Origin of the sequence: Pseudoalteromonas sp. SR44-5 (assembly GCF_014163675.1) — a bacterium.
Lineage (GTDB): Bacteria > Pseudomonadota > Gammaproteobacteria > Enterobacterales > Alteromonadaceae > Pseudoalteromonas > Pseudoalteromonas rhizosphaerae.
The window spans coordinates 6233-20605 of the sequence record NZ_JACJDT010000030.1 but is presented as its reverse complement, the minus strand read 5'-3'; the positions used below and the strand labels follow the sequence as shown (position 1 = coordinate 20605).

Below are 14373 nucleotides of genomic sequence, written 5' to 3'. Positions count from 1 at the left end.
TATGCTAAAACTATTTAATCCACGCCAAAAAGAGCTGCTTGAGCAACGCAAAACCGCCCATGAGACTTGCCGCTTGTTTAACAAAAGCCCCAGCAAAGGTAATTTAAAACGCATTAAGAGTTTATTTACTCAATGTGGTGAAGGCGTGATTATTGAGGCAGGCTTCCACTGTGACTATGGCTCGCAATTTGAAATTGGTGATCGTACTTTTATAAACATTAATTGTACGGTGTTAGATGCCCCCATTAGTGAGGGGGCAATTACGATTGGCAGTGATTGTTTAATTGGCCCGAACGTTCAACTATTGGCCGTATCTCATGCAGTCAATCCAGCCGAGCGACTCAATAAAGAGAACTTTGCAGCACCGATTACTATCGGTAATAACGTGTGGATTGGCGCGGGAGTTATTATATTAGCTGGCGTTACCATTGGCGAAAACGCTGTTGTGGGCGCAGGGTCGATAGTGACCAAAGATGTGGCTGCGAACACTGTTGTTGCCGGTAACCCTGCTGTAAGAATTAAAGATATTTAAACTTTACAGCTCAAGTTTGCGAGCAAAAAGCTCGGTTTAAATTCCTGTCGCGGGATAAACCCGCTGCTACCTATCCCCCTCAAATTGTAGGTCGTCATTTATGGCGACAAGAGGCCTCAAGATAAACAAAAGGCCTTGGTGGGTGGTTGTAACTAATTTCTTAACTAACCTGAACCCTGGTTAAGAGATGTACTTACTGTATTGATATTAAAAAACAAATGTATTTCTCTGTCTCCAGCCGGAGACTTTTAGTGATAACAAGGCGAATTTACGCGTCAATAGCGGGCCTATTGCAAGTAAATTCAACGCAGTTAGCGTTAAAAGTAGCCGCTGGAGATAGATTTATTATCCAGAGTTGAGGTTAACTACTCATCGCGTAAAACAAGTGACGGTCGTGTACTTGCAGCTTTATAAGCAAGGCTTGCTACTGTGAGCCAAGTAATAGCTGCTATAACCAATGCAGCCAAAACATAAACCCAGATAGGCTGTCCTATACGGTCGTTAAAACTGCTTAACCAGTTATTCGTTAACCAGTAAGCTAGGGGTATACTTACGAGCAAACTCAATAACACGAGCTTTAAATAAGACACGCTCACGGCTGTTACTAACTGAGTGACTGTTGCCCCCAAAACTTTTTTAATCGCCAACTCTTTTTGCTGTGAAAGCACAGTTTGAGATACTAAGACGGCAAGGCTAATAACAGTTAGCGAAGTGCTCAAAATTAATAACCATTGTGATAACGTTGTTATCCTCTGCTCATTTTTATAATTTTTTGCATAATCATCGCTAAGCCTATTTACTTCGACATCAAGAATTGCAAAGCGCGATTTTAATAAACTGGGGATCTGTGTTTTTAAATCCGTAAAAGAAGCGTTATCACTTAGCTTTATAACTATATTGCTATTACTATTAGGCAAGTAATTTCGGCCAAGATTGAACGATAGCGGTGTCATTTTATGTTTAGCCGAGCCAACTTTTACGTCAGCGACAACACCAACAACCGTGGCATTTAAGTTAGCATCACCATTGCTAAGCGTCATACCGATCACATCCTGCACGGACTCATACCCAGCTAATCTCACCATAGATTCCGTCACTATTAGCGCAATATGCTCAGAACCATCCGCATGCTTTTCAAACCTATCACTTTGATGATCGCGACTAAAGTCTCTACCGGCTAACAATTTAAGTCCCAATGCATCTACCACATCAAAGCTCGTTACAACTGAGGGTGCAACACCATCAACTACCTGGCCATTTGGCCAAGTTAATTGCACACCGCCTCGCACTTGTTCTGTAAGGTTTATGTCAGTTGCACTGAGCGAAGCAACGCCAGGTAAATCGGCAATTGCTGATATAACACTAGTGTTATCTTTATCAAAAAGTTGTGTAGTTGGAATGTTTTTAACTATGAGTCTATTTTTGGTTTGATAGCCCACATCCATGTTAGCAACAAACTCAAGCTGCAACTGAGCAATAACAAATACAATAAATATGAAAGTGGCTAAACCTGCTTGAAAGCTCAGTATACCTTTGACAAGTAACCCCAAATGATACTGATAATGTGTTCTTACCAATAGTTTTACATCAACATTTGCAACCACTAAGCCTGCATATACGCCATTAAATAAACCTATCACAAGGGTTATCAAAATGGCCATCAACACCATTGATTTGTTAAGCACAAACGAGATATGCGACTCAACGAGCTGATTAAAATAATCATGACTCAACTCCACAAATGCCAAAGATAACACTACAGCAAAGCCAGTAAGCACAATTGACTCAACTATAAATAGGAGAAACAATTGACCTCGACTGGCACCTATCGCCTTCTTAATCGCTATTTGCTTGGCAGCCTTGCCAACACTGACTAAATTAAAGTTGATAAAATTACAGGTTATTTGCAAAAAGATAATAAAAATAAGTCCGCAAGCAATGGCAACCGCAGTGATTGACCCAGGCGCTTTCATTTCATAAGTGGAGCGACCTTTTAAATAAATATCAGTGATATTTATTAATTTATATTGCACTGTTTTATGCTCTGCTGACTTTGTTGTTAAATATTGCTCAAACAACTTGTTTTCAAGCGCAGCAATATCTGTGTCGACTGCTGTTTTTATATAAACGTAACCATGGGGTTGTTTCTCAAGTATGGTTGGAAAAGCGGTCAATACGTCAAACGCAAAGTGAGTTTGCGCAGGTAAGTCTTTAAATACAGCGCCTATTGTGTAGTTTTGTTCATTTGCACTTAGCCGCTTACCTATCACATTAGTACCAGCAAACAGCCTGATAGCTTCAGATTCACTGATCGCGAGTTGATTAGGCGTATTCAACACCACATCTATATCACCACGCAGAACATCTAAGCTAATAAAGTGAGATAAGTTATTTGATGCAAAATATACGTTTTTTAGCTTCACTTTAGTGTCGCCATTGCTTGTGCCTACATGGCTTACTTCTGTATTAAAGTGGTGACCTACATACCCCATAAATTCAGCAGGTATTAAACCAAACACATCTTCAACATCAGTATCGTTTAGCAATGCTTGCGCCACCGCTAAATCCCGCATCGGCATTAATGTATCGAAACCAAAACTTGTAAAGTCTACGTGTGCCCTATAAACCTGCTGTTTATCCGGCTGCTTACTATCATAAGAAAGTTCATACTGCACAAATAAAGCCAGCAATATTACTGCTGCTAACCCAGCACTATAACTAACAAAGTGGAGCCAAAATAATCGAGTCGCTTTTGTTCTTATTGAGATAATTAATTGTTCCAAAATGATCATCCTTTTCAGTTTGCTAATTGCTGCTAAAATTTAACTACGTACTTTGGCAGCGTTAACATTTTCATCTAAAGCATCACTTTTTATTATTCATAACGTAAAGTAAGTGATGGTCGTGTACTTGCGACTTTGAAAGCAAGGCTTGCGACGGTCAGCCATGTGATGGCGGCAACGGCAACGGCGGCTAAGGAATACACCCAAATACTTTGTATTATGTGTTCATGAAAACCTGATAACCAATCTGCCAGAGTGAAATAAGACACAGGCCACGCAATCAAACAGCCAAAAAACGTCAGCACTAAAAATTCTTTTGCTAAAGCATTAACAATACTGATGCGGCTTGCACCGAGCACTTTTCGAACAGCTACTTCTTTTTGCCTTTGTTTTACAATAAAACCCGTTAAACCAAACACACCTATTAAAATTAGAGCCATCGATATCAGGCTACCAATCTGCACTACTTCTGCCAAACGCTGCTGCTCTTGATATAGCGCTTGATAGTTATCTTCTAAATAGGAAATCGCCACCGGCGCTATATTTAAACGCGCACGAATAAATTCGGCCAACGCTTTTTGGGTTGAGTGCGCACTTGGTTCTGCAACTTTCACAACCAGTGAATACCTGCCGCCAATACCTAAACCACAAACAAATACCACAGGTGCGCCTTGATAATTAACTGGGCCAACTTTTATGTCTTTAACCACACCAACAATAACGCCTGTAGCACGAGAAACGGGGCCTGCTGCAAACGTAACCTGTTGTGAAACAGCGCTTTGTGCATCCTTAAAACCAAGCACAGACAATGCAGATTCAGGCAAAATAATACTGGCCTGATTGGTTTCTTTACTGTACCAATCTGATGCATGCTCAATCGAAAAATCTCGACCTGCAACAAGTTGTAAATCCAGTGCCGCAACCACATTACCGCTCACACCCGCCAAAGACATAGATAACGGATTACTCGGGTCTAGTTTGTCTTCAATAAAAATGCCGGCATTGGTTGATTGAGTAATATCAAAGTCCATTGCGGTACTGGCTATCACCTCTGGTATCTGTTGCAATGCGTCAAAAAAGGCAAATTGCTGCTCACCGTATAAGGTACTTGCGGGCATATCATCAATCACTAGTTGCTGCGATTTGCCATAATTAACCGGCAACGACTGCAAAAATGCTAACTGCTTCGCCAAGGTTATCGCGCCAATCAACAGGCTGATTGATAAGGTAATTTGTACCAACAACAATGATTTTCTAATCCATACACCTTGCCGACCTTGTTTAAATGCACCACTTAAAATGGCTTTGGCATTAAAATTTGCCATGTAAAAACTCGGATAAATACCCGACAATACGCCAACCACAGTGGCCAACCCCATGACAGGCCAAATCACATCATGCCAACCGTTAAAGGCAATGGGCCGGCCTATTAGTTGATTAAAAAAAGGAAACGCCAGCTCAACAAAAACACAAGCAACAACAAGTGCAAGCCAAGCTAACAAAACCGACTCACCCATAAATTGAGTGATTAGCTGCCTTTTACTTGCACCTAACGCTTTTTTCACCCCGACTTCTTTGGCTCTATTAGCAGCTTGCGCAACGGTAAAATTCACATAGTTCACACATGAAATAAGCAGCAGTAACCCACTCATCAGCGCACAAATCATCACCGAACTCATTGCGCCACCTACTTTCATGTCTTGCGCAAAATTTGGCCCTAAATGAATATCCTCAATAGCTTGCAAACGGTAGTAAATGTTTTTCCATTGCCAAATTTGGTTAAATACTTCAGTAACCTGCGCCGCGATTTTGCCCTTGTCAGCCCCTGCAGACAAAGCAACATAGGTGTGTGCAACATTGCCACCAATATGTTGATAGGGCGCAAAACTCATTAAAGATTCAAAATAAAAATGACTATTGATGGGTAAATCTTCAAATACGGCAGCCACGGTAATCAATCGATTGTTATGCTGTAATCGAATGGTTTTACCTATAATATTTTTAAAATCTGTAGTATTAACTCTCTTTTTCGAATCAATATCTGAACCAAATAAGCGCAGTACCTCGCTGCGAGATAGCGCAATTTTTTCAGGAGCGTTTAACGCATCCTGTAAATTACCCGCCAGAACATTGATATTGACCAACTGCGTAATATTAGGGGTGACCGCGACATTTGCGAGCAGCTGAAACGCATTTTGCCCAACTAATACTTTATCGTCGCTAGCCATTTGCGTTTTAAACACATAAAACACATCGTCAACACCTGCAATATTAGCTAGCTGTTGATACGCTCTCGGCGTTGTTAAAATGTATTCATTGTTATTTTCTTGAGCATGCATCACTAACCGATAATGGTTATTTACATTGGGCTGATTGCGCTCAAACGAAAGCTCATTGCGAATAAACAACCCCATCAGAATGACAATCGCCATTCCTAAGCTCAAACCCATAACGCTTAAAGAAAAATGCAATTTGTGCTGAGCAAATGAGCGAATAGTTGTAATAAAACTAAGACTAAACATCACATAACCCTAATATTAAGTGAGTAACCACCTTACAAGCGATATTGAGTCGCTTTATAAGGTGACTTTGAGTATCACAATGTTATTACTCATATCGCAAAATTAAAGACGGGCGAGTACTGGCGGCTTTAAAAGCAAGGCTTGCCACGGTTAACCAGGTAATTCCAGCAACAACTATTGCTGCTGCGCCATATACCCAAAACACTTGCTCAATGCGGTCGTTAAAGTTAGCCAGCCAATCACCCACTAGGAGATAAGTGAGTGGAAAAGCAATCGCGACACTTAGCCCAACTAACACTAAGAACTCTTTGGCTAAAATATTCACAATACTGAGACGCGATGCACCAAGCACTTTACGGATCCCCACTTCTTTTTGACGACGAACTGTCGCAAAAGAGGCTAAACCAAACGTCCCTAAACAGGTTAAGAACACCGCAAGGCCAGTAAAAATAAGCACCACTTGTGAGATACGCTCATCGCCTTTTAATAGCGCTTTATAGTTATCAGCTAACAAGTTGATTTTAGGTTGATAAATATTCGATACCTCTGCCAATGCAGTAATCACTTGTTGCTTGATATAAGGTAATTGTTGCTGATTAACCGTTAAGATGACTTCTGAGACAGGTGCCAAATAGTTAAAGCCACATAAAAACATAATGTTAGAGTTTGCATCTTGCACATTGCCGACTTTCACATCTTCCACAACACCTACTACTCGCATGTCGACATTGCGCCCTGTGTCTTTAATTGTTTTCCCTACAATATCAGCGACATTGCTGTAGCCAGCCTGCTTAGCGACTGTTTCGGTTATAATCGTGCCAACAGTGGTAACCCCATCAATACGTGCCGCCCAATCACCCGCAAATTCTTGGCTAAAATCTCGACCCGCTAACAGTTTTAGTCCTAACCCTTTGACGACATCAAAGCCAGACCCAATCACAGGCGTAATCCCTCCTGATGATTCTCCATTAGGCCAAGTCGGTTGTAGGGTGTTGTTAATTGAAACCGTTAAACGGGTGTCAATAATGGTTGCTTGCTCAACGCCATCGATTGCAGTCAGACGATTAATCAGTGCGCTGGGCTGTTTGGTAAAGACTTCTTGAACTGGGAGTTCAGAAATAACTAAACGCTGCTGCGTTTGATACCCTAAGGGCAAGCTTTGTAAGTACGCTAATTGATTAAATAATGTCACTGACGCAATGATCAAACCGATTGCAAGCGAAGCCTGTAGAGTCAACAAACTTTTACGCACCCAAATAGCGGTATTTCCACGCTGTAAATCGCCACTTAAAACACGCTTTGCGCTAAATGATGAAATAAATAACGCAGGATACAAGCCTGCCAAAACACCAACCGTCAACGCAACAACCACAATAGCCAAACCAAATTCAGAGGCATAATTGACAACTAAATCACGACCCACCAACAGGTTAAACTGTGGTAATAAAAACTCGACCAAAACACATGCAATAGTCATCGCCAACAATGCAACCAACACTGACTCGGCTAAAAACTGAGTGACCAACTGGGCTTTACTTGCGCCAAGGGCTTTGCGTACACCCACTTCTTTGGCACGTTTTGCCGATTGCGCCACAGTCATATTGATAAAGTTAAATCCAGCAATCAAAATAAGCAGCACACTCAAACCAGCACAAATCATCACAACTTGTTTGGCTCCGCCTGCTTTCATTTCAAATGGCGACTTCGCGGTAAAATGTAAGTCTAATAATGGATGAAGTTCTATGGAGATTTTTCCTGACATTTCTTCATAAAAATACTGCTTAGAAAGTGCATCAGCCAGAGCGATTGGATCGGCCTGTGGCGCTAAGCGCATATAAACATAGCTACTATTAATCATCAGGTTATTTGGATCATGTTTTACATAAACGAGGTTTTTAAATGCAAAGTGAGTATTGCTTGGTAAATCTGCAAACACCGCCCGTACAGTATATTGCCCTTGTTCGTGCTGTAGCGTGTTACCAATAACATTTATTGTACCGAAAATACGCAGTGCTTCAGATTCACTAAGAGCCAAGCTCTCAGGTGTACTCATTGCATTTTTTAAATCACCAGCCAATGTGTTTATATTGATAAAGTTCTCAATATTTGGCGTTGCCCCATACAAGTCATTAAGTTTAAAACCCTGATCCCGATACTGCACGTCAACCATAGCTTCTCGAGTCAGCGATACCATCGTCAAACCAAACACTTCTTCAACTTGACTATATTCAGTGGCTTTTGCCGCTTGAGAATAATTAAAAATAGGAATGACTGATAAGCCCAACTTTGAGAAATCTTGGCCTACACGGTAAACACGTTCAGCGTGAGGCTGCTGACTATCGTACGATAGCTCGTTTTGTGCAAATAGTGCCACTAAAATAGCCGCAGCTAAGCCAATACTTAATCCTAAAAGGTTTAGGATAAAGTGCTGTTTTTGTTGCTTGAATGATCTTAAAGCAGTGACTAAATAATTAATAAACATATTAAGCAACCTCAACAACGGCTTGCTGCGCAACATTTGCTTTATCAAGCATCACTTGGCCATCCAATAGGCGCACTAAGCGATCAGCATAGGTCCCCTCTTTTTCTGAGTGAGTCACCATAATTACCGTGGTGCCTTCTTTATTTAATTCGCGCAGCATCGCCATCACTTCATCACCATTTTTAGAGTCGAGGTTACCGGTTGGCTCATCGGCTAAAATTAGTTTAGGATTAATCACTAATGCACGCGCTACTGCAACCCGTTGTTGCTGACCACCTGATAACTGCTGGGGTAAATGCTCGCCTCGGTGATCAATACCTACGCGTTTTAAAATGGCTTCAACGCGATCTTTGCGCTCGCTTTTGCTTATTTTTTGATACTGCAATGGCAGCTCTACATTCTCAAATACTGTTAACTCATCAATCAAGTTAAAGCTTTGAAATACAAACCCTATTGAGGCTTTACGCAGCTCTGCTAACTGCTTTTCGCTATAGCCTGCGATGTCTGTTCCAGCAAATTCAAAGCTACCTGCACTTGGTGAATCCAACATACCTAAAATAGACAGCAAAGTTGATTTACCACAGCCAGATGGCCCCATAATCGCTAAAAAATCGCCTTCGGTTACGGTTAAGTTAATATTGCTTAGCGCTGTTGTTTCAACATCTTGAGTACGAAACATACGGCTTAAATTAGTTAGTTTGATCATTGTTATTTTCCTTAAAATTGTAATTGCTGTGCTTTATCAAAGTTGCTGTAGCTTGAGGTAATCACTTGATCCCCAGCATTGAGCCCTTCAAGCACTTCAAAATAGTTTTGATTCTTTTTGCCTAAGCGAATATCACGACGCACTGCTTTATCACCACCTTGCTCAATAACATAAACCCAGTTACCGCCCGAGTTGGTAAAGAAAGCGCCACGTTTAAGCAGTAAGGCATTGTTTTTATCGCCTCCCAGCATTAACTCAATATCAATACTTTGGCCGCGCTTAATGCTTTTGGTGTTACTGGGTAAATCCACTTCAATTTGAAATTGCGACTGCTGTACGCGGCTATCAATTTTGCTCACCTTGGCGTTCACTGTGCCGCTTTCAAGTTCAATCATCACGGTCATGTCACGCTGTACTTGGTTTAAATAAAACTCATCAAGGCGTACCACTAATTTATATTCATTTGGAATATCAATTTGGCCTAATCGCGCGCCACTGTTTTTAGATTCACCAATTTCCACATCAAGCTCGCTTAGGTAGCCTGAAACAGGCGCTTTGATTAATAAATTGTCGAGATTTCGACGCGCAAACTGCAGGTTTTTTTCAAGCATTTTAGCGCTGTCTGATAACTGTGCGACTTGCACCTCACGGATTGAGTTTTCTTGCTTTTGACGCTCAAGCGTGAGCTCTTTACGAGCGTGGTAATAATTTAAATCTTCTTCTAACTCTGCAAGTTGCTCCTGCGCTAATACGCCACTTTTAACCAAAGGTTTAGTTTGCTGTAAACGACGGGTGAGGTGCGTAATTTTTAGCTCTATTTCTAATAAGTCACGGCGTAAATTTAACCGGCTGGTTTCCATAGTCATTTGCGTATTGCGTAAAAAATTTAGCTGCTCAGTTACTTGGGCTTCGCGACTCATTACATCTAGTTGTAAGTTGGTATTGCTCAAACGCACTAGTGGTTGGCCTTTCTCAACATATTCGCCTTGCTCCACTAAACGCTCCTCAACTTGCCCACCGGCGATGGTATCAAGGTAAATACTGGTTTTTGGTACCACTTGACCGCGTAAACTTAAGGCATCTCTAAATGCACCTTGTTTCACCGTGCTAACGGTTAAGCTACTGCGTTCAATATTCTGGCTACGACCTGTATTACCTGTTTGTGTAAACCCATACGCAGCGGCAGCAACACCCAATGCCAATGCTGCAAAGGTGAATTTCTTTAAATACTTTTGAGTAAATGAGCGTTCTATTTTCTTATCCATGTTGGCCACCTTGATACAGGTTTAATAAACTAATTACCGATAATTATTACAAACGCTGTGCCAACTTTATTTAATATTAAAATTCAATACCTTATAATTAAATGAAATTATTATTATGTTTGTAGTGTCCGTTAATAGAACACTTTTTTATTTTATAAACGTCCATTTATGGACACTGTTCCTTTTTTGTTTTAGGCTAAATAAAACTCTATAAAAATAAAAATCATGAAACACACAGGCTCGCTTTTAATCGTTGATGACAACCCCGATATTCTAATCGCCGCACGGTTATTGCTAAAGCAGCATTATCAAAGCGTTAAAACCACTGACAACCCATTTGAAATTGCAGGCATCATTAACGAGCAACGCAAAGCTGATCAGCCAATTGATGTGATCTTACTCGACATGAACTTTACCCAAGACTCCATCAGCGGCAAAGAAGGTTTTTATTGGTTAAAAAAAATCATCGAGCAAGACGCTAATATCGTTGTTTTGTTAATGACCGCCTACGGCGACATTCAACTCGCGGTGGATGCTATTAAAGCAGGCGCATCTGATTTTATTGCTAAACCTTGGCAAAACGAGCAACTACTTGGGGCTGTGGCGGCGGCTTTTTCACATGCCAAAGACAAACAGCAAGTGGGTAAGCTTACCCGTCAAAAGGACGGCCTTAATCAAGTACTCAATAATCAACCATTTGAGTTTTTAGGTCAAAGCGCCGCTATGCAGCAGGTATTCACCACCATTGAAAAAGCCGCACAAACTGATGCCAATATACTGATCACCGGCGAAAGCGGCACAGGTAAAGAACTCACCGCGCATGCCATTCATCAAGCAAGTATGCGCCATAATCAAACCTTTATGAGTTTAGACATGGGTGCTGTGGCACAAAACCTATTTGAAAGTGAGCTATTCGGCCATAAAAAAGGCGCATTTACCGATGCCAAAAGCGATCGAATTGGTAAATTTGAGCTCGCCCAAGGCGGTAGTTTATTTTTAGATGAGCTGGGTAATTTACCCCTAGAGCATCAAGCTAAACTGCTTGCCGCATTACAAAACCGCAAAATTACACCTGTTGGCGGCAGCAAAGCGATTGATATTGATATCCGCCTAATTTGTGCCACTAACGACAATCTTGATCAAGCTGTCGCCGAGGGGCGTTTTCGCCAAGATTTGTTATACCGAATAAACACCGTTGAAATTCGCTTACCGGCTTTACGTGAACGCAGTGATGACATCCCACTGCTAGCAGATTATTACCTCAATCATTTCGCACAAAAGTACAAGCGCAACTTAACCATAAAAACACACGATATAAGCTTACTTTGTCAATATGCATGGCCAGGCAATGTCCGTGAATTGGCTCACGCTATAGAGCGTGCGGTTATTTTAACTGAAGGGGATAAACTCGATATAAGCTCAGTGGTTGGTAATTCAGCATCAGTTAGTACTGACGAGAATACACAAAGTACAGGGTTTTTAAACAATGTAGCGCAGTACGACACCTTTGATCTTGAGATACTCGAGCAGCGCACTGTGCGTGCAGCGCTAACACATTACCAAGGTAATGTTAGCCATGCGGCCAAAGCCTTAGGGTTAACGCGTGGTGCTATGTATCGCCGTCTTGAAAAGTATGGGCTATAACAATGCGCCCTCATTTATTATTAACTATTAATATTGTGGCACTTATTAGCGCCAGCGCACTCGTTAGTTATCTATTACAAAATAATGGGCTTTCAGCAACTTCGCTGTTAATTATATTAGTCACTGCGGCCTTGATAACGCATATTTTTACGCTCTTTAAGCGCCAGCAAAAACAAGCAGAAATGGTGATCCGCGCCTTAGCCAATGGCGACAGCACCTTAGGTCTTGGCCAACAACACCCAATGCTTAAGCAATTTGAGCAAGTAAAAACGCAAATGCAAACAGCACGCTTTAATGCCGAACAACAAGCGCAGTTTTTGCAAGCATTGCTTATTCATGTTGATTTAGCGGTTATGGTATGTGACGACAACGGCAAAGTGATTGAATCAAACCCAGCAGTCAGCAAACTACTGGGTAAAAGCTTCCAGCATCTACGAGAATTAGGCGCTGTTGGTGAACTAATTTTGAACGCCAAGAACAATATGCGCAGCACCACCTATTGGCAAAATGGCGAGCAGCACGACACGCTTTCTATCCAACTCAGTATCGCCGAAATACAAGGCAAAGTGCGTCGCGTAGTAAGCCTACAATCAATTCATGACCAACTACAACTCAAAGAACAACAAGCTTATAAGCGCTTAACTAAAGTACTTACGCACGAAATTGCCAACTCTATTACCCCGCTTTCATCGTTAGCTGATACGTGCAGCTATTTACTGCCACAAGAACTGTGTTTTATTAATATTGAAGATAAACAAGACTTACAGCTTGCACTAAGCACCTTAGCATCAAGAACGGCACATTTAGGCGACTTTATTGCTCGTTTTCGTCAAGTTAGCAGCTTACCTAAACCCAATTTAGCGCCTGAAAATTTAGCCGATATGCTAGCGCGTATTGTCACCTTGCATCAACAACAGTCGCGTGAGCTGCAAATCAATATAGAACTTACAATTCAAAGCCAGCAATTAGTGATGCTAGACAGTAGTCAAATAGAGCAAGTATTAGTAAACCTGATAAAAAATGCACTTGAAGTGTTAAGCAGCAACAAAAAATATAACGCGCAAAGCCCCGCTCAGCCAAACATCAAACTCAGCTTGGCACAAAACGCCAGCCAACAACTCTATGTTGAAGTCAGCGACAACGGCCCAGGCATCAGCGAACATGTGATAGATATGATCTTCGTCCCATTTTTTACCACCAAGCAACAAGGTTCAGGTATTGGCTTGAGCCTATCAAGGCAAATTATGCTCAACCACGGCGGTGATTTAATTTATGTACCAAAACCACAAGGTGCATGTTTTAGATGTGTGTTTGGTTGAGGGGCTAATTGAGGCATAGAGATAAGAAGATTAGCTCAACGTAAGTCGGCATTTATGCCGACAAAATAAAGAAATTAATCATGAATAAAACTAACGTTGAATCCCTAACGCATTGCGCAGTGTTTCGATATTCTTATGCTGCTCAAAAAAGGCAACTACCGCTTGAGTTTGTTGTTGTTTTTCACCCGTGAAATTAGCTGCTAAATACTCTTTTATTTCATCAAACTGCCATGTTAATTCCGTTTCTTTTGGAATTACAGCTATAGCCGTTAAAACATCATTAATGGTTTTATCATTCAATAAAAAGCGAATAAACGTCATCACAGATAAAACCTGAGTGTTTTCATTAGTATTTTCTACTTCAGCGATACGAATACATACTTGCTCCGGTGTTTCAAAAAATAAAGCCAGCTCTGCAATATTAGCTTGCGCTGTTTTTACTTGTTCTTTAATTTCAGCATTATTGGTATCCTTAAATAACTCTAATAATTGCGAATGCAGATTCAGAGCTGTGGTAAAGTCTTTTTGTCTTCCATAAATAATGCCTTGGTTAGACATCGCTTTAGCCACTTTAATTTGAATCGCTTCATTCGGAGAGTTTTTGAACTGCTCAATCAAAGCCGCATAGCTGTTGAGCTCGTCATCAGGTTTGCCTTGCTGACCATAAGTAATGCCTTGATTAAACATCGCGTTAGCCACTTTAATTTGAATCGCTTCATTCGGAGAGTCTTTGAACTGCTCAATCAAAGCCGCATAGCTGTTGAGCTCGTCATCAGGTTTGCCTTGCTGACCATAAGTAATGCATTGATTAAACATCGCGTTAGCCACTTTAATTTGAATCGCTTCATTCGATGAGTCTTTGAACAGCTCAATCAAAGCCGCATAGCTGTTGAGCTCGTCATCAGGTTTGCCTTGCTGACCATAAGTAATGCCTTGATTAAACATTGCGTTAGCCACTTTAATTTGAATCGCTTCATTCGGAGAGTCTTTGAACTGCTCAATCAAAGCCGCATAGCTGTTGAGCTCGTCATCAGGTTTGCCTTGCTGACCATAAGTAATGCCTTGATTAAACATTGCGTTAGCCACTTTAATTTGAATCGCTTCATTCGGAGAGTCTTTG

General features: G+C 41.1%; 9 protein-coding genes. 3 read left to right on the top strand and 6 right to left on the bottom strand.

Annotated features, from left to right (window positions below):
• The first annotated feature begins 1 nt into the window (after position 1).
• The gene (locus H5154_RS15165) at positions 2-532 is read left to right on the top strand and encodes a sugar O-acetyltransferase (RefSeq protein ID WP_182718809.1); all 531 of its coding nucleotides are present in this window, start codon (positions 2-4) and stop codon (positions 530-532) included.
• Between the two features lie 365 nt (positions 533-897).
• Here H5154_RS15165 and H5154_RS15160 read toward each other — a convergent pair whose 3' ends face one another.
• The 5 genes from H5154_RS15160 to H5154_RS15140 form a co-directional block, all read right to left on the bottom strand.
• Positions 898-3315, bottom strand: coding sequence for an ABC transporter permease (locus H5154_RS15160; protein ID WP_182718808.1), 2418 nt, complete (start codon positions 3313-3315; stop codon positions 898-900).
• 92 nt (positions 3316-3407) lie between these two features.
• Positions 3408-5837: an FtsX-like permease family protein gene (locus H5154_RS15155; RefSeq protein ID WP_182718807.1), complete on the bottom strand. Its 2430-nt coding sequence runs from the start codon at positions 5835-5837 to the stop codon at positions 3408-3410.
• An 85-nt stretch (positions 5838-5922) separates the two neighbouring features.
• Positions 5923-8319 carry an ABC transporter permease gene (locus H5154_RS15150; protein WP_182718806.1) on the bottom strand — a complete coding sequence of 799 codons (2397 nt, stop codon included), beginning with the start codon at positions 8317-8319 and terminating at the stop codon, positions 5923-5925.
• A gap of 1 nt (position 8320) precedes the next feature.
• Complete coding sequence (locus H5154_RS15145; RefSeq protein ID WP_182718805.1) at positions 8321-9025, bottom strand: ABC transporter ATP-binding protein; 705 nt, start codon at positions 9023-9025, stop codon at positions 8321-8323.
• Positions 9026-9036: 11 nt separating this feature from the next.
• A complete protein-coding gene (locus H5154_RS15140; RefSeq protein ID WP_182718804.1) occupies positions 9037-10290 on the bottom strand; it encodes an efflux RND transporter periplasmic adaptor subunit in 1254 nt (417 codons plus the stop codon).
• A gap of 225 nt (positions 10291-10515) precedes the next feature.
• Between H5154_RS15140 and H5154_RS15135 the strand changes: the two genes are divergently transcribed.
• Positions 10516-11934, top strand: a complete 1419-nt coding sequence (locus H5154_RS15135; protein ID WP_182718803.1) for a sigma-54 dependent transcriptional regulator — start codon at positions 10516-10518, stop codon at positions 11932-11934.
• Positions 11935-11936: 2 nt separating this feature from the next.
• Positions 11937-13253, top strand: a complete 1317-nt coding sequence (locus H5154_RS15130; protein WP_182718802.1) for a PAS domain-containing sensor histidine kinase — start codon at positions 11937-11939, stop codon at positions 13251-13253.
• A 90-nt stretch (positions 13254-13343) separates the two neighbouring features.
• Here H5154_RS15130 and H5154_RS15125 read toward each other — a convergent pair.
• Positions 13344-14373 (bottom strand): tetratricopeptide repeat protein (locus tag H5154_RS15125; protein WP_220493409.1); only part of this gene is annotated, 1030 nt, incomplete at its 5' end.

Coding starts and splice junctions, on each gene's coding strand:
- H5154_RS15165 (WP_182718809.1), top strand. CDS start 2: ATGCTAAAACTATTTAATCCACGCCAAAAAGAGCTGCTTGAGCAACGC.
- H5154_RS15155 (WP_182718807.1), bottom strand. CDS start 5,837: ATGTTTAGTCTTAGTTTTATTACAACTATTCGCTCATTTGCTCAGCAC.
- H5154_RS15150 (WP_182718806.1), bottom strand. CDS start 8,319: ATGTTTATTAATTATTTAGTCACTGCTTTAAGATCATTCAAGCAACAA.
- H5154_RS15145 (WP_182718805.1), bottom strand. CDS start 9,025: ATGATCAAACTAACTAATTTAAGCCGTATGTTTCGTACTCAAGATGTT.
- H5154_RS15140 (WP_182718804.1), bottom strand. CDS start 10,290: ATGGATAAGAAAATAGAACGCTCATTTACTCAAAAGTATTTAAAGAAA.
- H5154_RS15135 (WP_182718803.1), top strand. CDS start 10,516: ATGAAACACACAGGCTCGCTTTTAATCGTTGATGACAACCCCGATATT.
- H5154_RS15130 (WP_182718802.1), top strand. CDS start 11,937: ATGCGCCCTCATTTATTATTAACTATTAATATTGTGGCACTTATTAGC.